Genomic DNA, 24253 nt, shown 5'->3' on the forward strand with positions numbered 1-24253 from the left:
CCGTGTGCAAGCTGAGCCGTACGCGCTGCGCCCTACGCGGGTCGAGCCGTGCGCGGGTCGGCTGTACGCGAGCTGAGCCGTATGTGCTGAGCTTGCGCGGCGGGCGGCGCGACGGTCAGGGTCGGACCGCCGTCGGGCGGCGGATCTCCTCCACGGCGGTGACCAGCGGCGCGAGCTGCGGGTCGGCCGCGGCATGGTCGAGCGCTTCGCGCAGGGCCGCGTTGTTGGTGGGGCGGGCCGCCGCGAGCAGGTCGCGGCCGGCCGGGGTGACGTCGGTGTAGATGCCGCGCCGGTCGGTCGGGCACAGGTAGCGGGAGAGCAGCCCGCGCTCCTCCAGCCGCGTCACCAGGCGGGTGGTCGCGGACTGGCTGAGCACCACCGCGTCGGCGACCTGCTTCATCTGGAGGTGGCCGCCGTCGCCGTCGTGCTGCCGGCTGAGCACGTCGAGCAGCGAGAACTCGCGCACGCTCAGGCCGTGGCCGGACTGCAGGGCGCGCTCGATGTGCGCCTCGATACGGCCGTGCAGCAAGGACAGCGCGCACCAGCTGTCGGCCAGGGCGGTCAGTGCCGGGTCGGTGGCGGTCATGTCCACCATCATAGCGCGCTTGCAGATAACCAGCGCGTGCAAGTATTGTGGGCGCCTGATAACCGCGCATGCCTGCTAGTCGGCGGGGCGTGCCGCCCTGCCTCCCCTTCGAAAGGCCCTTCCATGCCCCTCGCGCTCCTGGCCCTCGCCATCGGGGCCTTCGGCATCGGCACCACCGAGTTCGTCGTCGTCGGCCTGCTCCCGCAGATCGCCGGCGACTACGGCGTCTCCGTGCCCACCGCGGGCCTGCTCGTCACCGGGTACGCGCTCGGTGTCGTCGCGGGCGCCCCGCTGATGACCGCGCTCGGCACGAAGGTCTCCCGCAAACGGATGCTGATCCTGCTGATGGGGCTGTTCGTGGTCGGCAACCTGGTCTCCGCGGTCGCGCCGGTGCTCGCGGTGATGCTCGTCGGCCGGGTGATCGCCTCCCTCGCGCACGGCGCGTTCTTCGGCATCGGCTCGGTGGTGGCCTCGGAACTGGTCGCCCCGCACAAGCGGGCCGGCGCGATCGCCATGATGTTCACCGGGCTGACGGTCGCCAACGTCGTCGGGGTGCCGCTCGGCACCTTCGTCGGGCAGAGCGCGGGCTGGCGGATCACGTTCGTGCTGGTCGCCGGGCTCGGCGTGCTCGGGCTGCTCGGCGTGGTGAGACTCGTCCCCGACCTGCCCAGGCCCGAGGGGGTGCGGCTGCGGCACGAGGTCGCGGTGCTGCGCAAGCCGCAGGTGCTGCTCGCCATGGCGATGACGGTGCTCGGCTTCGGCGGGGTGTTCGCCGCCATCACCTACCTCGCGCCGATGATGACCGACGTCACCGGGTACGCCGACGGCTCGGTGACCTGGCTGCTGGTGCTGTTCGGGCTCGGCATGGTCGCGGGCAACCTGGTCGGCGGCCGGTTCGCCGACCGGCACCTGATGCCGATGCTGTTCACGGCGCTCGGCGCGCTCGGCGTCGTACTGGCCGCGTTCACCGTCACCGCGCACGACAAGACCGCCGCCGCGGTGACCGTCTTCCTGATCGGCGCGCTCGGCTTCGCCACGGTGCCGCCGTTGCAGAAACGGGTGCTGGACCAGGCGTCCGGCGCGCCCACCCTCGCCTCGGCGCTCAACATCGGCGCCTTCAACCTCGGCAACGCGCTCGCCGCGTGGCTGGGCGGCCTGGTCATCTCGGCCGGCCACTCCTACACCGCCGCGAACTGGGTCGGCGCGGCGCTCACCGCCGGGGCGCTGGTCCTGGCGCTGATCTCCGCCGCACTGGAGCGCGGGCAGCGCACCACGGCCGGACGGAGCCGTAGGGTGACCGGCCGCAGGGTGGCGGGGTCCGAGGCCGCGCCGGAGTCCGTGGCGGCGAAGGAATCCGTGGCGGTACGGCCGGGGGCGGACGCCGGTCAGGCCCCGGCACGGCCGGAGACGTCGAGCGACAGCGCCGTGGAGTGGGCCGCGAACCCCAACTCCCGGTAGAGGTGCTCGGCTTCGGGCGTGGCGTGCAGGTCCACCCGCGTCACGCCGTTCGCCGTGAACCAGTCGAGCAGCGCCTCGGTCACCGCCCGGGCGTAGCCGCGCCCGCGGTACTCCGGATCGGTGCACACGTTGAAGATGAAGCCGAACCGGCCGGCGGGCGACGACGGCGAGGGCAGCCGCTGCTCGACGGTGCCCACCGCGCACGCGGCCAGCCCGGCACCCTGGTCGGCGTCCACCACGAACACCCCGGTCGCCGGGTCCGGGACGGCCAGTTGCCCGGCCAGCAGCCGTCGCGCCTCGGCCTCCCACGGCCCGGGCGCGTCGGTCCCGGTCATCGCCGCGAACATCACCCGCCGCAGCCGCACCACCTCGGCCACGTCTCCGCGGCCCCCGTTCCGTACCGCCATAGGGACGGCCTCGCATGTCGTACGCGCCCCCGCGGCGGGGGCCGGCTCACCAGTCACACCGCGAATCTAGCGCCGTGGCCGGGAGCCCCGGTCCGTGGAGGGGGGCGCCGATGGTGCGGGCGCGAGCCCTCGTCCCCGGCAGGGGAACCCCGTTTCCGGAGGGGCGCCCTGATTCCGGGGGAGTGGCGGGGCGGGCGGGCCGCTCAGTCGCGGCGGTCCTCGGTCCCGTAGCCCAGGGCCTGCACGACGGCCTGGACGTTCGGGTAGACCTCGTCCGGGGGAAGGCCGGCCACCCGGTCGACGAGCGTGTCCGGTGCCTGGTGGCGGTGGAGCGCGCCGAGCAGGGCGCCGCGGCGGGCCGGGTAGACGCTGCGGTCGAGATGCCTGGCCAGGTCGCTGCGCACGTAGACGCCCTGCGGCGTCATCCCGGCCGGTGCGGCGCCAGCGCGGGCGGGCGCGGTGAGAGTCGGGTCCTGGTCGGAGGGCTGGGGCTCGGCGAGTTCCTCGCCGGCCTGCACTGCCCGGTTCGCCTTCAGCGCGACCTGCGTCTCCCTCTTCAGTTCGTCGTCACGGGCGAAGCCGGCCTTGTTGGTTCCCTGGTCCGTCATGCGGTGATGGCCTCCCTTGTCGATCGCCGGGCCGCGCGGCACGTCCACCACGCCCCCGGCCGGGGCTTGGCTTCATCGGGTACCCGACCGTTACGTCCCGAAACCACCCCCTGCCGCATCAGCCCCAGGGGCCACCCGCCCCCGCCGTCGCCCGCCCCTGCCGCCACTCGGCCCGGCGCCACTCGGCCCCGCCCGGGGCAGGTCCGGGCGGGGCCGAGGGGGTCAGCCGGCCGCCGTCCTCACGGATGCGGCCCTACGACGTCGCGGTCAGCTGTGCTTCCAGGTCACCGTGAAGTTCTCGCTCGACGACAGCGCCGAGGTGGTCGCCTTCGTGGTGCTGCCCGAGGCCATGTTGATCTGGTCGGGCGAGAAGCTGCCTATCGGCTGGCCGTTGGCGGTGGCGTTGGTGAACGACGCCGTGCCGAAGTTCGCCAGCGGGAGCACGCCGGTGGAGCTGGACGGCGCCTCGGCGATGATCTCGGCGGACGCGTTGGACAGGCCGCTCTGCGACTTGGTGGTGGTCTTCGTCCACCCCTGGGTGGTGTCGGAGAGCGTGAGCGTGTACTTGGTCCCGCTGACGCTGACCGTCGAGGTGAAGTGGTCGCCCGCCTTCACGGTGTTGCTGTAGTTCACCGGGTACGCCGGGTACATCTCGTACCAGGCGTAGTACTGGGGGCTGCCGCCCGAGCAGTCGCCCTCGCTGCCGGTCTGCTCCACCGAGTTGCTGCCGTCGCCGTCCAGGCCGATCCAGAACGACGAGTAGGCCGTCGAGCCGGAGCAGCTGACCGCCGGCTGCACCCAGCTGGACGAGACACTGGTGAAGGTCCGTCCGGTGGCCGCGTAGCCGGCCCAGTTGGAGCTGGTGCTGTGCTCGATGCGGCCGTCGGGGCCGATGACACGGTGGCTGCCGACCGGCGCCTGGAATACCGTGGGGGCGGCGCTCGCCACGGCCGGGGCGGTGGCCAGGGCGGACAGGACCGCCGCGCTGACGGCTGTTGCGGCGGTGAAGCGCTTGGTTGCCGACATGCTGCTCCTTCTCGCGGATCTCGCGGTGCAGGCGTGTAACCGGCGGCGGTCAGTGGGGTTAGCGTGCCGCCAGTGATTGACAGTGTGCAGACAATCACTGATGCGGAGGCACCCGTTCGTGCCAACGATCGGCAAAGACCGCGCCAAGTGCGCCTCGGGAAAAGGGGTGTTCGTCTTCATGTCGGGGCAATTCGCCTCGTCCGGCGGGGAGGTGGCGACCCGGAAACGGACGGCCTGCCTCCGCTCCGGCCGCCCCCTACGGGGACCCCACCGCCGCAGTGCGCGAGCGTCCCGTGGAGGGGGTCTCGATCGGCTTGATCGGTAGGGTGGTTGCTGTGATGGCGAGGGTGGAACGGCCGGCCCTGGACGGGTGGCGGCCAGAGGAGGGGGCCTTCACGTTGTCCACCGAAGAGGACCCGGTCCTGGAGCAGGTGACGCCTCTGCTCGAACGCTTCAGGTCCGATGTCGAAGCAGTGGTGCCCCTGGTCGCCCTCTGGGCGCACGGATCGCTGGCCCTGGGGGACTACCAGGTGGGACGCAGCGATCTCGATCTGGTGGCGCTGGTCGGCGCGGCGCCCACCGACGCGCAGCAGGAGGAACTGCGGTCCGTCCATGGACGTTTGATCGCCGAGGTCCCCCTTGCCCGGACCCTGCACTGCACCTACGTGCCCAGGGGAGCGGAGTCCGATCCGGCGCGGGCGCATCCGACCTGGGCTCAGGGCGAGTGGTTCGAGCGTCCGGTCACCCCTGTGAGCCGACGCGAACTGGCCCTGGGGGCAGCGGTCTTGAGTGGACCGCCGCCGGGCGGCCTGCTGCCCGAGGTGAGCGACCAGGAGCTGGCCGGCTTCGTCCGTGCCGAGTTGGCGGACTACTGGCTGCGTGTGACGGGCGACGCCAAGGCCGCGCTGTGGCTCCAGGACATCTGGGTGGATCTGGGGATGCTGACCTTCGCGAGGGCATCGGTGACCCTGCGCGACGGCCGGTTGATCACCAAGCGCGAAGCCCTCGAAGAACTGCGCTCCCTGGGAGCGCCGGCGGAGGTCGTCGACGACATCCGTCGACGCCGGTACCGGACGGACCTCCTGGTGGACCCGTCCGGGTCCGCCGGCTGGCCGGCCCGACGCGCGGAACTGGCCCGGGAGTTCGTCCGCACCGGGATCACCCGCCTCCTGGCGTACCAGGGAGGCTTGCCACCGGAAGCGTCCGCGGACACGGGTCCTGCGCGTTGATCCCGCCGGCCGGGCGAAGAGCGGGCGTGTCCGCTGGGAGCGTGAACGCGTCCGGCTGACGGAGGCGGGCCGGGCGCGTGCTGCCGGAGGATCGGGGCCATCCGACCCGCGGCCGTCGCCGCCTTGCCAAGGAGGTCCCCGTGTTCATCGCGATCCTCGACTTCAGGACCGCCGCCACCGACCGGCCCGCTGTCCTCGCCCGATTCGACGGGGAGGCTCATCGGGTACGCGCCATGCCGGGCAACATCGCCTTCCGGGTCTACGCCGCGCGTGAGGACGACGTCGCAGTCGCCGTGGTCCACGAGTGGGACGACGAGGCGTCGTTCGCCGACTACCTGAGGTCGGACTCCTTCGCTCGCCTGAGCGAGGCGATTCGGCCGATGATGACCGGAGCGCCGGTGAGCCGGCGCTTTCGTGCCGACTTGCTGGAGACGGTGGCGTGACCGGCGGCGCGACGGACTCCTGGGATCGGGCTGTGCGGGGCTGTCGATGACCCGGAGGGCGTACGCCTTCGTCCGCACGTTCGCGCCGGAGTTCGCTCGCGACCTGTGTGCGGACCGCCATTACCTGCTCTGCGCCTCCGCCGGAACCCTCCGGCTGGAGGCGCAGGGCCGGGCATGGCTGCTGCCGCCGGCGCGGGCCGCCCTGATCGAGGCGGGCCGGCGTATCCGGGTGAGCATCCCGCGGTCGGTCACGACCGCGTCGGTCCTGTTCGACACCCGATTCACTCCGGCCCCGCCGGCGCCCTTGACCGTGTTCGACCTCAACCCGCTGGCCCGCGCCCTGCTGACCGAGTGCCGCACGTGGGGCGAGTGCGACGAGCCCCTCACGGTGTACGCGGAGACGCTGTTCGCCGCGCTCGCCGCGGTGACCTGGCGGCTCGCCGAGCAGCCGAGCCAGGTCGCCGTTCCGGCGGGCCGATCACCGGAGCTTCGCCGGGCCCTCGAACTGACCGGGCGGCGGCTCGGCGGTGAGCTCCGTTTCGAGGACGTGGCAGACGAGGTCGGCCTCGCGCCGCGGTCGCTGGCGCGGCGCTTCGAGGAGGAGACCGGCATGACCTGGCGGGCTGTCCTGCGCCGGATGCGGGTCCTGAGCGCGATCGAGGAACTCGCCGCGGGTGACACTCCGGTGACCGAGATCGCATTCATGGTCGGATACACCTCGCTGTCGGCGTTCAACGCCGCATTCAGGGAGCTGACCGGCCGCACGCCGACGGAGTACCGGGCCAGCTTTCGGCCCTGACCGGACGAGGGTCTGTCGATCGAGCGGGAGTGGGAGCGGGAGCCGGGGCACGCCGGGCTCCCGCTCTTCGCGTCCGGCGAGCCGATGCGGCCGGGCGCCGCTCGTACGGCGGCATCGACCTCGGCGGTGTCGACCTCGGTGGTATCGACCTCGATGGGGGAGGCCCGGGTGGCCGCGCCGGGGGACGGGCGTCGCGGGGTGGCTGCCGATGCGGCCGGGCGCGGCCCCTGCTCGGTCAACTCGCTTGTGTGCGGGCCGAGTCGTGGGTTGCCGGCGGGCCGGGTCGCTGACCTGGGGAAATCGCGTTACCCTAATCGAACGAACGTGCGAACAAGGGTTTCGGCCGGGTCGGCCGGAGCGCGCTGAGAGGGGTGGAGTGATGGAGGTGCGCGGTGGTGGGCTTCGCCCATCTGCACGTCGCGTCCGGTTACTCGCCCCGGTACGGCGCCTCGCACCCCGAGCAGCTGGTGGCGCGGGCGGCGGAGCGCGGGATGGACACCCTCGCGGTGACCGACCGGGACACCGTGACCGGCGTGGTGCGGTTCGCCCAGGCGTGCGCGGCGAGCGGGGTGCGCCCGGTGTTCGGCGTGGACGTGGCCGTGGAACCGCTGGTGCCGCCTGCCCCCGGGCGGCGCGGTCCGGCGCCGGCGCGCGGCGGCGCGCACGTGGTCGAGCCGGGGCTGCGGGTCGTGCTGCTGGCGCAGGACCGGGCCGGCTGGGCGCGGCTGTGCCGGCTGGTGTCGGCCGCGCACGCCGCCGTGCCGCGCGGCGGGAACCCGGTGGTGCCGTGGGAGGCGCTGCGTACGTACGGCGGGCCGGGGCTGGTCGTACTGCTGGGGCCGGTCTCGGAGCCGGTGCGGGCGCTGTCGGCGGGGCGGGAGGACGTGGCGGTGCGGTTGCTGGGGCCGTGGCGGGAGGTGTTCGGGCCGGGGGTGCGGATGGAGGCGGTCTGGCACGGGCGGGGCGGTACGGGCCCGGGGTCGTTGCGGCTGGCCGCCCGTACGGTGGCGCTCGCCGACCGCACCGGGACCACCGCCGTCCTGACCAATGCGGTCCGGTACGCCGACCCGGGACAGCACCGGCTGGCCGATGTCCTGGACGCGGCGCGGCTGCTGCGGCCGATCGACCGGCGGCGGCTGGATTCGGGGGAGCGGTGGCTGAAGGACCCGGCCGCGATGTCCCACGCCGCGCGCGAGATCGCCCGGTGCGCGGGCGGCGACGGGCGGCGTGCCGAGCTGCTGCTGGCGGACACGGCCGCGACCGCGGACTCCTGCCGGATCGACCCGGTGGCGGACCTGGGCCTGGGCGTGGCGCACTTCCCCGAGGCGCGGGTGGTGGGCGCCGGCGACGGGCCGGGGGGCGCGGCGGCCGCGCTGCGGGAGCGGTGCGAGGCCGGCCTGGCCGACCGCGGCCTGGACCGCGACCACACGGCCCGGGCGCGGCTGGAGCAGGAACTGGAGGTCATCGGCCGGCTCGGCTACGACGCGTACTTCCTCGCGGTCGGCCAGGCCGTCGCCGACATCCGGGCCCTGGGCATCCGGGTGGCGGCCCGCGGCTCGGGCGCCGGTTCGCTGGTCTGCCACGCGCTGCGGATCGCCACCGCCAACCCGCTCCAGCACCGGCTGCTGTTCGAGCGGTTCCTGTCGGTACGGCGGGCCGGGCTGCCGGACATCGACATCGACGTGGAGAGCGCGCGACGGCTGGAGGCGTACGACGCGATCATCGACCGGTTCGGGACCGAGCGGGTCGCGGTCACCGCGATGCCCGAGACGTACCGGGCCCGGCACGCGCTTCGGGACACCGGTCTCGCCCTGGGCATCGCACCCGGCGAGGTGGACCGGATCGCGAAGTCGTTCCCGCACCTGAGGGCGGGTGACGTCACCGGCGCGCTCGCCGAGCTGCCCGAGTTGCGGGCGCTGGCGGCGCAGGCGGCGACGGGACGGTTCGGGCCGCTGTTCGAGCTGGCCGAGGGGCTGGACGCGCTGGTGCGGGGCATGGCGATGCACCCGTGCGGGGTCATCATCAGCGACGGCACCCTGCTGGACCGGCTGCCGGTGCAGCCCACCCCGGCCGACCGGTACCCGATGGTGCAGGCCGCCAAGGAGGAGGTGGAGGCGCTCGGGCTGATCAAGCTGGACGTGCTGGGGGTGCGGATGCAGTCCGCGATGGCGCACGCCGTGCAGGAGGTGGCGCGCGTCACGGGCGAGCACATCGACCTCGACGACGGCGCGCAGGTCCCGCTGGACGACTTCTTCGCCTTCAAGCTCATCCAGAACAGCGACACCCTCGGCATGTTCCAGCTCGAATCACCGGGCCAGCAGGACCTGTTGTCGCGTCTGCAGCCGCGCGACCCGCAGGACGTCATCGCCGACATCTCGCTGTTCCGCCCCGGGCCGGTGGCCGGCGGGATGCCCGAGCGGTACATCGCCGCCCGCCACGGCGGCGATCCCGCCTACCCGCACCCGGACCTCGAACCGGTCCTGGCCGACACCTACGGCGTGACGATCTGGCACGAGCAGATCATCATGACGCTCGCGGTCATGACCGGCTGCGACTACGCGCTCGCCGAGATCGCCCGCCGCGCGCTGGCCGACCGGGCGCGGCTGCCGAAGCTCCGGACCTGGTTCCACCAGCGGGCCGCCGCCCGTGGCTACACCCAGCCCGTACGCGACACGGTCTGGCAGACCGTGGAGGCGTTCGGCGCGTACGGGTTCTGCCGCGCGCACGCCGTCGCCTTCGCCGTACCGGCCCTGCAGTCGGCGTGGCTGAAGGCCCACCACCCGGCCGCGCTGTACGCGGGGCTGCTGGAGCACGACCCGGGCATGTGGCCCAAACGCGTCATCGTGTCCGACGCCCGCCGGCATGACGTGCCGGTGCTGCCCGTCGACGTCAACCGCTCCCGGCTCCGGCACACCGTCGAGCCGGTCGAGCCGGTCGAACCCGTCGAACCCGTCGAGCCGGTCGAACCCGTCGAGCAAGGTGTACGGACCGCGCCCGTCGCTCCGGCCGGGCCGGGCCGCTTCGGCGTGCGGCTCGCGCTGAGCGCGGTACGCGGCATCACCGAAGCGGAGACCGAGCGGATCACGGCGGGCCAGCCGTACACCTCCCTGTCCGACTTCTGGCAGCGCGCCCGCCCGTCCCGGCCGCTGGCCGAACACCTCGCCGAGATCGGCGCGTTGGACGCTCTGCACGACGGGCGGCTGACCCGCAGGGACCTGCTGCTGCAGATCACCGAACTGCACCGCCAGACCCGCAACCGCACCACCAGCGACGGCCAGGTCCCGCTCACCGCCGATCCGGTGGGCGGCGCCGAACCCAGCGGGCTGCGCGAGATGACCGGTCGGGAAGCCCTCGGCGCGGAGCTTCACGTCCTGGGCATCGACGTGTCCCAGCACCTCATGGAGTACCACCACCGGCTGCTGCGCGAGATCGGCGCCGTCGATGCCGCGCACCTCGCCCACGTACGGCCCGGCCGTCAGGTCCTGGTCGCGGGCGTCAAAGCCTCCACGCAGACCCCGCCCATCGCCTCGGGCAAGCGCATCATCTTCGCCACCCTCGAAGACGGCACCGGCCTGGTCGACCTCGCGTTCTTCGAGGACTCCCACGAAGCCTGCGCCCACACCGTCTTCCACTCCGCGCTGCTCCTGGTCCGCGGCACCGTCCAGGTCCGCGGCGGGCGCCGCACCATCGTCGGCACCATGGCCTGGGACCTGGACCACCTCGCCGCCACCCGTCGCGACCACGGCCCCAAGGCCGCCCTGGACCTCCTCGGCGCCGGTCCCCACCCCACACCGACCCCGCCCACCGGGCCCGCACCGGCCGGCGAACCCGCCGACGGCCGGACGCTGACCAACGGCACCGCGGGCGCGCGCCTGCACCCCTACGCCGACCTCCAACCCGCCGGCACCCGCTCCGCCGACCTGCGCCGCCTCGGCCACCGCAGCCCCGGCAGCGCCGGATGACCCCCGACAGCGCCCGACGGCGCCCGATGACGACACCGCCCCGCCCCACGTACATCGTCCACCTGCACCTGCACGCCACCCTCACCGACGACCAGTACGCCGAGATCCTCGACGCCCTGGCCGGCATCACCCCGCGCCTCCAGCCCTTCCCGCCCGACGCCGCCCAGCTCGACATCACCGGAGCCCTGCGCTACTTCGGCAAGACCGCCGACGACATGGTCCACATGATCGCCATGCGGCTGGCGGGCCTCTTCGGCGTCCGGACCAGCGCCGGGCTCGCCCCCAACCGCATGCTCGCCGCCATGGCCGCGGCCGCCGGCCCACCCGGACACACCACCCGCGTCCCCCACGACCCCCAGGGCATCACCACCTGGCTGCACCCCCACCCGGTCACCGCCCTGCCCGGCATCGGCCGCGCCACCGCCGACACCCTGCACCGCTACGGCCTCACCACCATCGGTGACGTCGCCGACCTGCCCCCCGCCACCCTCCAACGCCTCCTCGGCGCCGCCCCCGCCCGTCTGCTCGCCGAACGCGCCCACGGCCACGACCCTCGCCCCGTCACCCCCCGACCCGCCGCCCTGCACCTGACCGCCCACCACCTCGCCGAACACGACACCCTCGACCCCGACCAGCACCGCCGCGCCGTCCTCCGCCTCACCGAAGAACTCGGCACCAGCCTGCGCGACGCCGCCCACACCACCGACCACCTCACCCTCACCCTCCGCTACGCCGACCGCTCCACCACCACCCGGACCCGCACCCTGCCCGAACCCACCGCCCACACCCCCGACCTCGCCACCGCCGCCCTGATCCTCCTGCACTCCCTCGGCCTGCAACGCGCCCGCGTCCGCGGCTACACCCTGCGCGCCGACCGGCTCCGCCCCGCCACCGACGCCCACCACCAGCTCTCCCTCGACGCCGCCGACCACCGCGCCCGAGCCGCCGAACAGGCCGCGGACCGCGCCCGCCACCGCTTCGGCCCGCACGCGGTCCGCCCCGCCGTCCTCGCCGACCCCGGACCCCGCCACCCCACGGGCGCCCCACCCCGGCCACGTCCCTGATGTCACAGGCGCGGGGGCTGTCTCGTCATGAGGGGTGAGAGTCGGCCGACGGAAGGAACGGGTGATCGTCATGCGGGTGTTCGTGGCGGGTGGGACCGGGGTGCTGGGGCGGCGGCTGGTGCCGCGACTGGTGGACCGCGGTCATGAGGTGACGGCCACGACCACGAGCGCGGCCAAGGTGGAGGCGCTGGAGCGGCTGGGCGCGACGGGTGTCGTCATGGACGGCCTGGACGCGGCCTCGGTCGGCCGGGCGGTGGCGGCCGCCCGGCCGGACGTGATCGTGCACCAGATGACCGGGATCTCCCTGGCGCACGCCGGCAAGGCCGACCTGAAGCACTTCGACCGGTGGGCGCTGCCCACCATCCGGCTGCGCACCGCGGGGACCGACCACCTGCTGGAGGCCGCCGAGGCGAACGGCGTCTCCCACGTGGTCGCCCAGGGCTACGCCAACTGGAACGGCCTTCGCGAGGGCGGCTGGGTCAAGACCGAGGCCGACCCGTTGGACCTGTACGAGGGGACCGCGGCGCACACGTCGATGGCGGCGCTGCGCCATGTCGAGACCGCGGTCGGCGCGGCCGGCGGCGCGGTCCTGCGGTACGGCGCGTTCTACGGGCCGGGCGCCACCGACGACCAGATCGAGCTGGTGCGCAAGCGGCAGTTCCCGCTGGTCGGTTCGGGCGGCGGCTACGCCTCGTGGGTGCACCTGGACGACGCGGCGAGCGCCACCGTGCTGGCCGTGGAGCAGAAGGCGGCGGGCGTGTTCAACATCGTCGACGACGAACCGGCCCCGGCCGCCGAGTGGTTGCCGCACCTGGCGGCGTGCGCGGGGGCGAAGAAGCCGCTGCGGATTCCCGTCTGGCTGGCCCGGTTGCTGGCCGGTGAGGTGGTGGTGGCGATGATGACCGAGGGGCGCGGCTTCTCCAACGCCAAGGCCAAGCGGGAGCTGGGCTGGCAGCCGGAGCATCCGTCGTGGCGGCAGGGCTTCGCGGAGTCGACGGCGTGACGCGGGCGGAGGACTTCGAGGAACTGCGGCCGCTGCTCTTCTCGATCGCCTACCGGATCACCGGCAGCGTGAGCGAGGCCGAGGACGCGGTGCAGGAGACCTGGCTGCGCTACGAACTCTCCCCGACCCGGCCCGCGTCGGTCCGGTCGTTCCTGTCGGCCGTGGTCACCCGGGTGGCGATCGACGTGCTGCGCTCGGCCCGCGTCCGGCGGGAGGAGTACGTCGGGCCGTGGTTCCCCGAGCCGCTGCTCGCCGACCCGTACCAGGACCCGGAGCGCTCGGCGGAGCTGGCCGACTCGGTGTCGATGGCGGCCCTGTTGCTGCTGGAGCGGCTCAGCCCGCTGGAGCGCGCGGTGTTCGTGCTGCGGGAGGTGTTCGCCTTCGACTTCCCGGAGATCGCCTCGGCCGTGGGCCGGTCGGAGGCGGCGTGCCGCCAGCTCGCGGTGCGGGCGCGCGGTCACATGGACGACGGTCGGCCCCGGTTCGAGGCCGACCGCAAGGAGCGCGAGGAACTCGCCGCCCGCTTCTTCGACGCGCTGCGCGAAGGCGACCTCGACGGTCTTCGGGAACTGCTGGCCGCCGACGTCCGGATGGTCGGCGACGGCGGCGGCAAGGCACCGCAGTGGGCGCCGGAGTTCTTCGGCGCGGAGAAGGTGGGCCGGCTGCTCGCCTCGCTCCTGCCGCCGTTCGCCCGGATCGGCGGTGCGATGCGGCGGCAGGAGGTGAACGGGCAGCCGGGCGCGGTCCTGCGCGACCGCGACGGCAAGGTGGTCAACATCCTCGTGCTGGAGATCGTCGAGCGGCGGGTCCGGACGATCCGTGCCGTGATCAACCCCGACAAGCTCGGGCACATGGGCCCGGTGGCCGACGCGTGGGAGGTGCTGCGCGAGACCCTGCGGGCGGGCCGGGACCCGGACTGACCGGCCTGCCGTCAGACGATGTCGTCGAGCGGGCGCAGCTCGTCCGCGTACGACACCGACGTGCGCCGCAGGATTCCGGTGCGGCTGACGGCGTACTGGCCCATCCGCCACAGCGGCGGCGAGTACGCGTGGATCGACACGCTTCCGGCGTCCCGGCCGGTGAGGCGGTGGATGTGGTCCGGGCCGAAGCAGTAGACCTGGCCGGCCGGGACGGGGGTGGCCAGGCTCGGCATGCCCACCGCGAGGTTGTGCTCGACCAGGGTGCCCTGGGTCACGGCGACCGCGCCGGAGGATATGTCGTGGTCGTGCCAGCCGGTGTCGTTGCTCGGCGTCCAGCACAGCACCCAGACGTCCACGTGGGCGTCGCGGTGCAGCGAGACGTAGTGGCGGCGGTCGTCGGCGAAGAGCACGTGGCGGCGCCAGAGCGAGGGGTCCGCGGCGACGGAGCAGGCGAGTTCGAGCAGCTCGCGCTTGTCGAGGTCGCGTCCGGGCAGCGCGTCGAGGCTGAGGGAGGACGGCACGCCGAGCCAGGGCTCGGCGCGCTGCACCGGAGCGGTGTGGTCCTCGGGCGGCAGGGACGACGGCGGAGCGGTCACGGGCTGATCCCTTCGAGTAGGTGGAGCGGATTGCCGACGCGGACGGCGAACCGCGCCGCCGCGCCCAGATGGGGGTCGGTCGGGGTCGCGTACGGGCGGTCGCTGCCCAGCACGAGGGCGTCGATGCCCAGCACGCGCACCACGGCGTCCAGCGCCTGCCGGCCGTAGGAGGAGGTGTCCACGAACACGCCCGGGTCGAGCCGCAACGGGCCGCCGCCGCGCATGGCCGCCCGCTCGTGGTGGACCGGGGCGAGCCCGGCCGCCGCGGCGAAGCAGATCCGCAGCCGCGGCAGCAGGGCGCGCCCGGCGGTCTGCCAGGCCCACCACGCCGCCTGGAGCTGGCCGGTGTAGCCGACCACGGCCGGCCACCAGGCGGGCAACCGCTCGGCCGACGGCGGCTGCGGCCCCGGGTGGACCAGCACGGGTCTGCCCGCCGCCTCGGCCACCGCGAGCACCGGCGCCAGCCGCTCCAGCGCCTGCGGGGTGGCCATCGCGACCGCCGGAACCTGGAGGCCGACCAGACCGCGGGGCGCCGCACCGGAGTTCAGGAGCAGGGCCAGCGACTCCGGTTCCGGCGAGGTCAGTTGGGCCGACGCCCAGCCCTCGAACGGTGCCGGCAGCGCGAGCACGCCCGCGTGCCAGGCGTCCAGCAGCGGCGCCGCCTCGTCGGGCGGCAGCAGTTCGATGCCCAGCGGGCTGGACAGGGATACGGCGATGCGGCGCAGATCCGGGTCGAGGCGTGCGCGCAGCGCCGGGTCGTGGTCCTCGGGCCGCACCTCGTAGGGCGGCTCACCGGCCAGATGCAGGGTCCAGCCGTCGAGCCGCGGCGGCCGGGTGCGGGCGCGCAACCGCTCGATGAGAGCGGCGGGCCACAGGTGCTGGTGGACATCGGTGGGGACAGCGGGGGCGGTGGTGCCGTCGGTGATGTGACCGTAGTCGGACATACCCTCCTCACGTGTACTGATGCGCTTCAGTTAAGCGCTTCAGTGAAGCGCTTAAACCCGGCCGCCGTCAAGGGCGCCCCTACACTGTCCCCGTGCCGCAACGACCAGCGAGGGTCACCCAGCGCGATCTCGCCGAGGAGACCGGGCTCTCCACCGCCACGGTGTCCTACGCGCTGCGCGGGATGCAGGTGCCCCCGGAGACGCAGCAGCGGGTGCGCGAGGCGGCCGAACGGCTCGGCTACCAGGCCGACCCCATCGCCCGCGCCCTCGCCTCCGGCCGCACCGGCTACATCGGCGTGCTCTGCCGCTCCCTCACCGACGTGTGGCAGCAGGCCACGGCCGCCGCGCTCGGCCGGCGGCTGCTCGGCGACGGCCGGCACGCGCTGATCGTGGACGCCTCCAACGACCCGGTCCTGGAGGCCACCCTCGCCTCCCAACTCGCCGACCAGCGGGTGGACGCGCTCATCGTGCTGCCGGTGGACCCCGCCGCCGCGCACTGGGCCGCGGTCGCCGAGCGAACCGTGCTGATCTCCATCGGCGACGGGCTGCCGGGCGGCGCGGCCCACGCCGAGGTCGTCTTCGACAACGAGGCCGGGATCACCGACGCGCTGCACGGCCTGGCCGCCGCCGGCCACCGCAGGATCGCGGTCATGACGCCCGGCGGCATGACCACGCCGGACCGCCCCGCCGAGACGGTCGCCGAGCAGGTGGCCCGCCGGCTCGGCCTGCACGTCACGCTGCACCGCTCGCCGCACGACCTGGACGGCGCCGCCGCGATCGCCCGCGCGGTGCTCACCGGGCAGGACCCGCCGACCGCGTTCCTGTGCATGGCCGACTCGATGGCGTACGGCGTGTACGCGGGCGCCCGCGAGCTGGGCATGGAGGTGCCCGGCGACGTCTCCGTGGTCGGCTACGACGACCACCCGCTGTCCCGCCTGCTGACACCGCCGCTGTCCACCTACCGGTGGCCGGTGGAACTCCTGGTGGACCTGGTGGTGGAGCGCACGGTCAAGGCGATCACCTCGGGCCGGCGCAGCCGGCGCCGGGTGCTGCCGCCGGTCGCCCAGCCGCGCGGCTCGGTCGGCCCGCCCAACTCGCCCCGGGCCGAGCCGAAGTGACGGTGCCGCGGCGACCGCGCCGGTGCGGCGCTCCCGAATTCGTCGCGCCCTCGGACCCGCGCCGGCCCTGACGACGGCTCAGGGCCCGCCCCGCGCCCCCCGGGCGGGGGAGTGCGGGACGGGCCCTCGCGCTGCCCGCCCGGCTCGGCCGGACCGGGCGGCCGCCCGACCCGTCAGCTCACCCGGCCGGCACCGTGACCGTCGCCGTCCCGGTCACCCCGCCCGCCGTGACGCTGATCCGCGCCGTACCCGGAGCCCGTCCGGTCACCTCGCCGGTGGCCGCGTCGACGGTCGCGACGCGCGGGTCGGAGCTGGTCCAGCGGCGGGAGACCGGGTCCCGCACCGGTACCTGAAGTGCCGTCAGGTCGTCGCCCGCGATGGACGTGCCGGTCGCCGTCAACCGCTCCTTCCCGCCGCGCGCCAGCGACGGCGCGGGCGCGGTCACCGCGACCGAGGCGAGCAGCGGCTGCACCGCGAACTGCACGGTGCCGTCGGGCAGGATGTGGAACAGGCCGTAGTTGAAGAACCCGCCCTGGTCGGGGGTGGCGTACGGCGGCGTGCCCAGGTCGGCGACCACGAAGTTCGGGATGCCGCCGGGCGCGTCGGTGCCGTCCGGCTCGCGCAGGTCCTCGGCGAAGCCGCGCGCGTGCCCGAACATCATGAGCACGTGCACCCCGGGATGGGTGCGCTGGTACCGCTGCACCAGCGCCTCGTACATCCGCGCTTCCCACCGGTCGGTGAACTGGCTGTCCGCGCGCGGATGCGGGTCGTACGCGGGGGTGTGGGTGATCACGACCGCGACCTTCCTGGTGTTCGCGCTGAGTTGCCCGGCCAGCCACAGGTACTGCGACTCGCCCTCGTCCGGCACCTGGAAGGCGTCCGACGCGGTGATGCCGATGTGCCCGCTGTCGGTCACGATCATCCGCGCCGCGCCCGCGTCGTACGCGTAGTGCGTCGGCCCGAAGACGCTGGTGAAGTCGCCGTTCTCCGGGGCGGCGCCCTGGGTGATCTCGTGGTTGCCGACCGCGTCCCGGTACGGCACGCCGAGGCCGTCCATCAGGGTGCGCAGGTTCGCCAGGTCACCGGTCGTCCCGTTGTCGGACATGTCGCCGAGCGCCTGCACCTGTCGCGGGCGGGCGGCGGGCGGCAGCGCGCCGAACACGCCGGGCAGCGACTTCAGGGCAACCGTGCCGGTCGCGCCCGGCGTGGCCGCCGTGGTGTGCGCGTCGTCGAACGCGGCGACGGTGGTGCCGCCGGGCCGGAAGGAGGACGCGTCGGTGAACCGGAGCCAGGACGGGTTCTTCGGGATCGCGGTGTACGTCGCGGGCTGGGGCGGGCGCGGCGAGTACAGCGCCTCCAGGTCCGCGAGGTGGATGTCGCCGGTGAGGTCGGGGCCCGGCTTGATGGTCACCAGGCCCAGGTAGTTGATCCGCAGCGGGTACTGCAGGCCCGCCGGCAGTTTCGCGACGACGTACTGCCAGCCGTCGAAGGTGATGCCGGTCGGGTAGAAGCTGGTCGGCTGATTACTGGCCTGCCAGATGCCGACGTTGAGGGTCACGATGCCCGGCGCGAGCCCGTCGCCCGGCCGCGAGGCGAGGTCGGCGTTGCCCTTCACCCACACGCCGAGCCCGATCGGCGCCTGGTCGCCGCCCAGCAGCGGGATCTGCTCGCTGTCCGGGTCGTTGAGGTAGACGCTCAGGTCGTAGGTGCCGGTCTGGTTCGGGTAGGTGTAGTGCACGTCCATCGAGCCGGTGTCCCCGGATCTGGCCGTGGTCGACGGGTCCGGCGCGATGCTGCCGTTGGTGGTGGAGTGCGGGCCAGGACTGGGCACCTTGCGCGGGTAGACGTTCATGTAGTCGCTGGTCACCGACCACTTCGACAGGTCCGTCAGCGGGTCCACCGGGACCGTGGTGGAGCCGACGGCCAGCGACACGGTGGCCTTGGCGCCGCCCGCGGCGGCCGTCACCGTGACCATGCCGGTGCCGGTGGCCGCGGCGGTGAACGTGCCGTCGGCGGCGACCGTTCCCAACTCCGGCTTGTCCACGGACCACTTCACCGCGGACGGCGGCAGGCTGACCGTGGCGCCGCCGCTCGCGGTCGCGGTCACCGAAAGCGCCTGGGTCGCGCCGTTGCCGAGATCGGCCTGCGAGGGGGTGGCGGTGAGCGTGCGCACCCCGCTCACCACCGACAGCGGGACGGTGGCGGACGCGTGGCCGGACCGGACGTGCAGGGTGCCGTGGCCGGGCCGGCCGGCGAAGGTCAGCGTGGTGCCGTGCACCGCGGCGAGCCCCGGCGGGCTCACGCTCAGCGTGACCGGGTCCGCCGCCGGGTTGTCCGCCCGGTCCAGGGCGTAGGCCGGCACGTCGACCGAGGTGCCGGCCAGCGCGGTCAGCGGCTTGCCGTCGTTCGCCACCGCGCGGGTCGCGGCGCCGGGCGCCGCCTGCCGGCTGTAGAGGAACAGGCCGTTGGCGACCGGCCGTTCGTGCCCGTCCGACGGCGTGTTGAGCACCGACGCCTGGGTCTGCCCCGGCAGCCGGCCCACCATCTGGGTCGAGCCGCCGCCGTCGAACAGGATCGCGTCGTACGCGCCGTGCTCCAGCATCCAGCCCGCCAGCTGCGGCCGGGTCAGCCCCTGCGCGACGCCCTCGGCCTGGTGGCCGTCGAAGGCAGCGAAGACCGCGTGCCTGCCGTCCTTGGTCACGCCGACCGCGGTCACCGGGTTGTCGATGTTGTTGTCGCCGCCGCCCTGCAACGGCACCGCGCGCTGCCCGTCCTTGACCAGGATCGCGCCGCCGCTGAGCGCCTGGACGACGTCGCTGTCCGGCCCCAGGTGGTCGGTGGTGGAGACCTGGTCGCCGGCGTGCACGTGTGCGGCCAGCCAGTCGCCGTACCCGGCCGAGCCGACCAGGTCCTCCTGGCCGTCGGCCAGTTGCGGCAGCTCGGTGACGCCGGTGCGCACCGAGTCCACGGTCAGCGCGGCCCCGTCGGCGCCCAGGTGCCCGGTGACCACCGTGGCCGCCGCGATGGAGGTCGGCCCCAGGTCGGCGGTGACCCGCAGCAGCGCGCCCGCGCCGAGGTCGTCCACCGCGTTGACGCCGGTCAGCGTGGTGCTCGCCGCGTTCGTCAGGTCCGTCAGGGTGCCGGTGTACGTCTCGGTGCCGATGCCGATGGTCCCGTCGCGGTGCACCACGAAGTCCGCCGGCCGGCTCGGCTCGGGGCTCTTCAGCAGCCGCCCGTCGCGCACCACCATGCCCTCGGGCCGCCCGCTGGCGTTGATCTCGAAGAAGTCGCCGTTGATCCCCGCGACCGCGCCGGTGCGGTGCGCCATCGAGGAGGGCACCTCGTCGGCCGGGTCGGTGAGGCGGTCGTGCGACTCCACGACGCCGAGCTTCACGTTCCGGTCGGTCAGGGACACGTCGAGGACCTGCGCGCGCTGCGCCCCGCCCACGGTCTGCAGCGTGTCGGAGTAGTTGCTGACGCCGTGGGTCAGGGTGCGCGGCGTGGTCGTCTTCTCGTCGACCACCAGCGGCCACTGGTCGGGGGTGGTCGGCAGCCAGGACGACCGGGCACCGGTCGCCGGGCGGTCGGGTGCGGCGCTCGCCGGTGTGCCGCCGGCCGCCAGCAGCGCGGCGCAGACGGCGGTCGCCACGAGTACGGCCGGCGCCCGGGCCGGGAGCCGCAGGCGGCTTGGGCGGCTTGGGCGGCTCGGGTGACGTGGGTGAGGTGGGCGGGTGACGAACTGGGCCATGGGTCCTCCGGCCGGTCCTGCCGCCGGCGCGCCGGACCGGGGCGGCCCGGCCGTCCCGGCCGTCGCGGCCTGTCGTACGGGAACGGTGCGGTGGTGCGCCATGCGGGGTGTACGGCTCCGAACCACCCTCGGCCGTCGCCGAGTTGACGAGCTGCCGCGCAGCAGGAGCCGGAGCCCGCCGCAGCCGGCGAACCCGGGCACATTATGGCCCGGCGAACGCAAAGATTGTCGGTCCACGGCCAACCATGCGGAAGTCAGGGCGGCCGAACACCGGTAATGGGCGCAAATCTTCCTGTTTGACGAGCCGTCGGCGCCCGGCGCGTCGCCGCAGGGGTGTGCCGCCGGACCGGCGGGGGCGCGGGCTGCGGGCGGGGGCCTTCCAGGGGGTTCGCCCGGAGAATCGGAGTGCGGCCGGGTGGCGCGGGCGGGCAACATGACGGGGTGCCGGACCTGCTGTGTGACGACGTCAGGAACCTCTTCGACCCCGACCTGATGGGGGCTCTGCCGGATGTGAGCGTGGCGGGCGCCTCGGACGGGGACTGGCAGGCGGTGTTCGACCTGGTCCGGTCGAGCGGATGGGCGTGGGAGTACTCCGCGGGTGGCGTGGTCGGGCCGCTGCCGTCCGCCGCCGAGGTGCTGTCGCGGCCCGCCGACGCGGAGACCGTCGATCTGCGGGTCCGGCCGGTCCCCGAGGTGCTGGTGGTCTTCCGCCCGATGTCGGCCGAGTACGTCGACTTCGACGTCGACCTTCGCGAACTGCGGGGCCAGGAAGGCGTGGACGTCCTGTGCGCGTTCATCGCCGCCGTGGGCCGCAGGCTGGGCAAGCCGGTGGTCATGTCGGCCGAGGGCGACCGCGCGAACCCGGTGCTCGGGTTCGATCCCGCGGTCGGCCGCGTGGTGCTGATGGCGGACCCGCGGCTCGGCTGACCGCCTCGGCCGGCCGGGACCCGTACCGATCCAGTGCCATTTGGCTGCCGGGCCCACCGCCGGCGCGGCTGCGCCGGCCGCGGTGGCGCGGTGAAGGTTTCGCCCCGGCCGCGGGCGTCGCCGCAGCTCCGGACCGGCGCCTGTGGCGTAGGCCATTGGCGGTGGACAGCGCCCCTTCCACCGCGTGGTGGGCGGGGCGTACGGTCCGAGGCGTGTCATGGACGCGGCAATAGCGTCCACGCGACAACGTCCACCCCTTCACGCACGGGAAGAGGCCCCCCATGGACGCACCACGCAGCCGGCCCGTCCGCCGCCGTACGGTCCTGACCGCCGCGGGCGCCGTCGCGGCCTCCGTCACCGCCGCGCGCGCCTCGGCCGCCGAGCGGCCCCGTACCGGACCCGCCGCGCTGACCGCCCGCCAGACCGCGGGCCAGCGGGTCATCTACTCCTACCCCGGGCTCACCGTGCCCTCCGCGCTGCTGACGACGATCAGCGCGGGCGAGGCGGCCGGTGTCATCTTCTTCGGCGAGAACATCTCCAGCGAGAGCCAGATCACCTCGGTGATCAAGCAGTTGGTGCAGGCCAACGCGTCCAGCCCGGTGCGGGCGCCGCTGCTGCTGATGACCGACCAGGAGGGCGGCGAGGTGCGCCGGCTGCCCGGCGCGCCCACGCTGTCGGAGAAGCAGGTCGGCGAGGCGTCGCAGCCGCAGACCGCCGCCGCCCAGGCCGGCACCGGCGCCGGCCAGAACCTCGGCGGCGTCGGGATGAACGTCAACCTCGCCCCCGTGCTCGACGTCTACTACACGGCGGGCAACTTCATCGACGAGTACCAGCGCTCCTTCAGCAACGCCCCGAGCACCGTCTCCAGCCTCGGCCAGGCGTTCATCACCGCCCAGCAGGGCACCGGGGTCGCCGCCACCGCCAAGCACTTCCCCGGCCTCGGTGCCGCCACCGCCTCGCAGGACACCGACGCGGGCCCGGTCACGCTCACCCAGAGCCTGTCGAAGCTGCGGAGCGTCGACGAGGCCCCGTACCAGGCGGCGATCGCCGCGGGCGTCCAACTGGTCATGGTCTCCTGGGCCGTCTACCCCGCGCTCGACGCGTCCGCGCCGGCCGGCCTGTCCGCCACCGTCGTGCAGCAGGAACTGCGCGGCCGGCTCGGCTACACCGGCGTGACGGTCACCGACGCCCTGGAGGCCGGCGCGATCAGCTCCTCCTACAGCACCGCGCAGCGCGCCGTCCTCGCGGCCGGCGCCGGCATGGACCTGCTGCTGTGCTCGGCCCGCGCCACCTCCCAGGGCGACGCCGCCGCGCAGGCCCTCGCCGCCGCCTACACCAGCGGCCAGCTCCCGGCCGCCGACTTCGACGCGGCGGTCCAGCGCGTCACCGCGCTGCGCACGTCCCTGTCCTGAACCCGGTCGCGTGGCGGCCCCTTCGGGGTCCGGCACGAGCGAGGCGGCGGCCCGCCGTCGAACCGCTGCTGTCCCGGCTGCCGGCCGCCTTCTGGCGCGTCCCCTGCGTCGGCGCCCGCTTCCCGGGGCCGGCGGCCGCAGCCGACCGGCCCGGCTCGCGCCGACCACCGGTTGTTCGCCTACGCGGTGCGCGGCCACGTCGGCCCCGCCCGCGCTGCGCTCCGCCGAGCTGTGGGACGGCGTACGGACCACCCGTGCGGGTCCCGGTCGCCCGCCCCCTCGACCTGCTCCTCTTCAACGCCGTGGCCGACGCGTACGGCGCCCGCCTCGGCGTCGGGACCGATGACGGCCGGGTCCTCCACCTCTGCGCCGAGGCCGGGCTGCCCGCCGTGTGGAGCCCGGCCGACTTCGCCGCGCGCGAGCGCTACCGATGCCCGGCCGGCGTCAAGCGGGTCCTCCCGGCCGGCGGGCGCGGAAGCGGACCCGGCTGCCGCGGGCGTCCTGCCGCACCTCCACGTCGGTGAACCCGGCGGCGGCGAGCCGGGCCGGCAGCCGGTCGGGGACCAGCGTGTTCATGGTGTCGCCGATGTGCAACAGCCGGAAGCGCAGGCCGAGTTGGCTGTCGCTGCCGGCGAACACCCCGCCGGGCCGCAGCACCCGGAGGGCCTCGGCGAAGATCCGGTCCTGGAGCGCCGGGGTCGGCACGTGGTGCAGCATCGTGAAGCAGACCACCGCCGAGAACGCCCGGTCCGGCAGCGGCAACTCCGACGCGTCGGCGTGCACGATCCGCGCCCGCTCGCCGTAGTCCCGCTCCAGCAGCCGCGCGGTGGAGTCGTCGATCTCGACCGCCGTCAGGCGGGGCACGCGCTCCACCAGCACCCGCAGGTTGGCCCCGTAGCCGGGCCCCAGCTCCAGCACGTCGGTGCCCAACTCGACGTCCTCCAGGGCCCAGGGCAGGATCTGCTCCTCGGTGGTCCGCGCCCACTTCCGCGAACTGCACAGTCTCCGGTGCGCTGCGTTCATCGGCATACCCCGACGGTAGACCGGCCCCCCGCCGTCCTGCTGCCTGCGAACCGCCAATCCATGCCGCGAACAGGACAATCCGACACCGCCCGCGATCCGCGGCCTCGGACATCCGGTACGCGGTACGCGGCGCACGGCACGCATGACGCGGCATCCGGCAGAGGGCATCCGGCGCGCCGTGTTCGCTGTTCGCGGACGAGTCCGGGTGCGCCGGCGGCGCGCGCCATCATGGTCCGATGAGCGACGACACGGCGGTCCGCCGCCTCGACCTCGGCTACATCGTCCGGCCCGCCGTCGAGACCGGCGGCACGCAGCCGCGGGTCGAACCCGTGCTCGCGTACCTGGTCCGGCACGAGGCGGGGCTGCTGCTGTTCGACACCGGTATCGGTGCCGCCGACCCCGAGACCGAGGCCCACTACCGGCCCCGGCGGCGGGAGTTGGCGGACGCGCTCGCGGACGCGGGGGTCCGCCTCGCGGGCATCGCGCTGGTCGCCAACTGCCACCTGCACTTCGACCACTGCGGCGGCAACCGGCTGCTGGGCGGCACCCCGGTCCTCGTGCAGCGGACGGAGCTGGCCGCCGCCCGCCAGGAGGGCTACACCTTCGGCGAGCTGGTCGACTTCCCCGGCGCCCGCTACGAGGAGTTCACCGGCGAGGCCGAGATCTGGCCCGGGGTGCGGATCGTGCCGACCCCCGGCCACACCGAGGGGCACCAGTCCCTGGTGGTCCAGCGCCGCGACGGCACCGTGATCCTGGCCGGCCAGGCCCACGACTTCGCCACGGACTTCACCGCCGACCACCTGGCCCGGCAGGCCGGACTCGACGGTGTGGAAGCGCCGTTGCCCGGCTATCGCCCCTGGCTGGACCGGCTCGCCGACTTCGACCCGCGCCGGGTGCTGTTCGCGCACGACTGCGCGGTGTGGGAACCGGGACGCACCCCGGGCGACATCACCCGCTGACCGCGGCGGGGTGCCCGCCCG

General features: G+C 74.3%; 19 protein-coding genes and 1 pseudogene. 12 read left to right on the top strand and 8 right to left on the bottom strand.

Annotation, left to right across the window (positions count from 1 at the left end; all coding sequences use genetic code 11):
- Window positions 1-115 precede the first annotated feature (115 nt).
- Entirely contained in the window at window positions 116-586 is a 471-nt protein-coding gene (locus tag ACIPAE_RS18035; RefSeq protein WP_328473314.1) for a MarR family transcriptional regulator, read from the bottom strand.
- 123 nt (window positions 587-709) lie between these two features.
- Here ACIPAE_RS18035 and ACIPAE_RS18040 point away from each other — a divergent pair.
- Window positions 710-1933, top strand: a pseudogene (locus ACIPAE_RS18040) (MFS transporter); the annotation flags it as partial.
- A gap of 38 nt (window positions 1934-1971) precedes the next feature.
- Here ACIPAE_RS18040 and ACIPAE_RS18045 read toward each other — a convergent pair.
- From ACIPAE_RS18045 to ACIPAE_RS18055, 3 genes are all read right to left on the bottom strand, one after another.
- Window positions 1972-2451 carry a GNAT family N-acetyltransferase gene (locus ACIPAE_RS18045; RefSeq protein WP_402446148.1) on the bottom strand — a complete coding sequence of 160 codons (480 nt, stop codon included), beginning with the start codon at window positions 2449-2451 and terminating at the stop codon, window positions 1972-1974.
- Window positions 2452-2654: 203 nt separating this feature from the next.
- Window positions 2655-3059, bottom strand: coding sequence for a DUF2795 domain-containing protein (locus ACIPAE_RS18050; protein ID WP_402446151.1), 405 nt, complete (start codon window positions 3057-3059; stop codon window positions 2655-2657).
- A gap of 267 nt (window positions 3060-3326) precedes the next feature.
- The gene (locus ACIPAE_RS18055) at window positions 3327-4085 is read right to left on the bottom strand and encodes a G1 family glutamic endopeptidase (RefSeq protein WP_329361456.1); all 759 of its coding nucleotides are present in this window, start codon (window positions 4083-4085) and stop codon (window positions 3327-3329) included.
- Between the two features lie 398 nt (window positions 4086-4483).
- Between ACIPAE_RS18055 and ACIPAE_RS18060 the strand changes: the two genes are divergently transcribed.
- The 7 genes from ACIPAE_RS18060 to ACIPAE_RS18090 all read left to right on the top strand — a co-directional run bounded on the left by ACIPAE_RS18060 (window position 4484) and on the right by ACIPAE_RS18090 (window position 13505).
- Complete coding sequence (locus tag ACIPAE_RS18060) at window positions 4484-5314, top strand: hypothetical protein (protein WP_402446154.1); 831 nt, start codon at window positions 4484-4486, stop codon at window positions 5312-5314.
- Window positions 5315-5454: 140 nt separating this feature from the next.
- Window positions 5455-5757 (top strand): antibiotic biosynthesis monooxygenase, encoded by a 303-nt coding sequence (locus tag ACIPAE_RS18065; protein WP_329361452.1) that lies wholly within the window; start codon window positions 5455-5457, stop codon window positions 5755-5757.
- A gap of 46 nt (window positions 5758-5803) precedes the next feature.
- The gene (locus tag ACIPAE_RS18070; protein WP_402446157.1) at window positions 5804-6556 is read left to right on the top strand and encodes an AraC family transcriptional regulator; all 753 of its coding nucleotides are present in this window, start codon (window positions 5804-5806) and stop codon (window positions 6554-6556) included.
- 392 nt (window positions 6557-6948) lie between these two features.
- On the top strand, window positions 6949-10518 hold the full coding sequence (locus ACIPAE_RS18075; protein ID WP_402446160.1) for a DNA polymerase III subunit alpha: 3570 nt from the start codon (window positions 6949-6951) through the stop codon (window positions 10516-10518).
- 26 nt (window positions 10519-10544) lie between these two features.
- A complete protein-coding gene (locus ACIPAE_RS18080; RefSeq protein WP_366413142.1) occupies window positions 10545-11582 on the top strand; it encodes a DNA polymerase thumb domain-containing protein in 1038 nt (345 codons plus the stop codon).
- A gap of 70 nt (window positions 11583-11652) precedes the next feature.
- On the top strand, window positions 11653-12585 hold the full coding sequence (locus ACIPAE_RS18085; RefSeq protein WP_329361446.1) for an NAD(P)-dependent oxidoreductase: 933 nt from the start codon (window positions 11653-11655) through the stop codon (window positions 12583-12585).
- Entirely contained in the window at window positions 12582-13505 is a 924-nt protein-coding gene (locus tag ACIPAE_RS18090) for an RNA polymerase sigma-70 factor (RefSeq protein WP_329361444.1), read from the top strand. The genes ACIPAE_RS18085 and ACIPAE_RS18090 overlap by 4 nt, the downstream gene beginning before the upstream one ends.
- An 11-nt stretch (window positions 13506-13516) precedes the next feature.
- Here the strand turns inward: ACIPAE_RS18090 and ACIPAE_RS18095 are convergent, their stop codons facing one another.
- Both ACIPAE_RS18095 and ACIPAE_RS18100 read right to left on the bottom strand, forming a co-directional pair.
- Window positions 13517-14101, bottom strand: a complete 585-nt coding sequence (locus tag ACIPAE_RS18095; protein WP_402446166.1) for a cysteine dioxygenase — start codon at window positions 14099-14101, stop codon at window positions 13517-13519.
- Window positions 14098-15045, bottom strand: a complete 948-nt coding sequence (locus ACIPAE_RS18100) for an amidohydrolase family protein (RefSeq protein WP_402446170.1) — start codon at window positions 15043-15045, stop codon at window positions 14098-14100. Before ACIPAE_RS18100 ends, ACIPAE_RS18095 begins: the two co-directional genes overlap by 4 nt.
- 92 nt (window positions 15046-15137) lie before the next feature.
- On the opposite strand from ACIPAE_RS18100, the gene ACIPAE_RS18105 reads away from it, so the two are divergent.
- Complete coding sequence (locus tag ACIPAE_RS18105) at window positions 15138-16163, top strand: LacI family DNA-binding transcriptional regulator (protein WP_366413145.1); 1026 nt, start codon at window positions 15138-15140, stop codon at window positions 16161-16163.
- Between the two features lie 178 nt (window positions 16164-16341).
- Here ACIPAE_RS18105 and ACIPAE_RS18110 read toward each other — a convergent pair whose 3' ends face one another.
- The gene (locus ACIPAE_RS18110) at window positions 16342-19812 is read right to left on the bottom strand and encodes a phosphodiester glycosidase family protein (RefSeq protein WP_402446172.1); all 3471 of its coding nucleotides are present in this window, start codon (window positions 19810-19812) and stop codon (window positions 16342-16344) included.
- A 540-nt stretch (window positions 19813-20352) separates the two neighbouring features.
- Here ACIPAE_RS18110 and ACIPAE_RS18115 point away from each other — a divergent pair.
- Both ACIPAE_RS18115 and ACIPAE_RS18120 read left to right on the top strand, forming a co-directional pair.
- On the top strand, window positions 20353-20838 hold the full coding sequence (locus tag ACIPAE_RS18115) for a hypothetical protein (RefSeq protein ID WP_402446175.1): 486 nt from the start codon (window positions 20353-20355) through the stop codon (window positions 20836-20838).
- Between the two features lie 281 nt (window positions 20839-21119).
- The gene (locus ACIPAE_RS18120) at window positions 21120-22250 is read left to right on the top strand and encodes a glycoside hydrolase family 3 N-terminal domain-containing protein (RefSeq protein ID WP_329361431.1); all 1131 of its coding nucleotides are present in this window, start codon (window positions 21120-21122) and stop codon (window positions 22248-22250) included.
- Between the two features lie 444 nt (window positions 22251-22694).
- Here ACIPAE_RS18120 and ACIPAE_RS18125 read toward each other — a convergent pair whose 3' ends face one another.
- Window positions 22695-23279 carry a class I SAM-dependent methyltransferase gene (locus tag ACIPAE_RS18125; RefSeq protein ID WP_402446178.1) on the bottom strand — a complete coding sequence of 195 codons (585 nt, stop codon included), beginning with the start codon at window positions 23277-23279 and terminating at the stop codon, window positions 22695-22697.
- A 230-nt stretch (window positions 23280-23509) separates the two neighbouring features.
- Between ACIPAE_RS18125 and ACIPAE_RS18130 the strand changes: the two genes are divergently transcribed.
- Complete coding sequence (locus ACIPAE_RS18130; protein ID WP_402446181.1) at window positions 23510-24232, top strand: N-acyl homoserine lactonase family protein; 723 nt, start codon at window positions 23510-23512, stop codon at window positions 24230-24232.
- Window positions 24233-24253 lie beyond the last annotated feature (21 nt).

Origin of the sequence: Streptomyces sp. NPDC087270 (genome assembly GCF_044744625.1) — a bacterium.
Taxonomy (GTDB): Bacteria; Actinomycetota; Actinomycetes; order Streptomycetales; family Streptomycetaceae; genus Actinacidiphila.

What these genes read in the sequence shown, in the direction of transcription:
- ACIPAE_RS18080 (WP_366413142.1), top strand. Translation starts at nt 10,545, where the DNA reads ATGACGACACCGCCCCGCCCCACGTACATCGTCCACCTGCACCTGCAC.
- ACIPAE_RS18035 (WP_328473314.1), bottom strand. Translation starts at nt 586, where the DNA reads ATGACCGCCACCGACCCGGCACTGACCGCCCTGGCCGACAGCTGGTGC.
- ACIPAE_RS18100 (WP_402446170.1), bottom strand. Translation starts at nt 15,045, where the DNA reads ATGTCCGACTACGGTCACATCACCGACGGCACCACCGCCCCCGCTGTC.
- ACIPAE_RS18055 (WP_329361456.1), bottom strand. Translation starts at nt 4,085, where the DNA reads ATGTCGGCAACCAAGCGCTTCACCGCCGCAACAGCCGTCAGCGCGGCG.
- ACIPAE_RS18050 (WP_402446151.1), bottom strand. Translation starts at nt 3,059, where the DNA reads ATGACGGACCAGGGAACCAACAAGGCCGGCTTCGCCCGTGACGACGAA.
- ACIPAE_RS18045 (WP_402446148.1), bottom strand. Translation starts at nt 2,451, where the DNA reads ATGGCGGTACGGAACGGGGGCCGCGGAGACGTGGCCGAGGTGGTGCGG.
- ACIPAE_RS18070 (WP_402446157.1), top strand. Translation starts at nt 5,804, where the DNA reads ATGACCCGGAGGGCGTACGCCTTCGTCCGCACGTTCGCGCCGGAGTTC.
- ACIPAE_RS18130 (WP_402446181.1), top strand. Translation starts at nt 23,510, where the DNA reads ATGAGCGACGACACGGCGGTCCGCCGCCTCGACCTCGGCTACATCGTC.
- ACIPAE_RS18120 (WP_329361431.1), top strand. Translation starts at nt 21,120, where the DNA reads ATGGACGCACCACGCAGCCGGCCCGTCCGCCGCCGTACGGTCCTGACC.
- ACIPAE_RS18125 (WP_402446178.1), bottom strand. Translation starts at nt 23,279, where the DNA reads ATGCCGATGAACGCAGCGCACCGGAGACTGTGCAGTTCGCGGAAGTGG.
- ACIPAE_RS18085 (WP_329361446.1), top strand. Translation starts at nt 11,653, where the DNA reads ATGCGGGTGTTCGTGGCGGGTGGGACCGGGGTGCTGGGGCGGCGGCTG.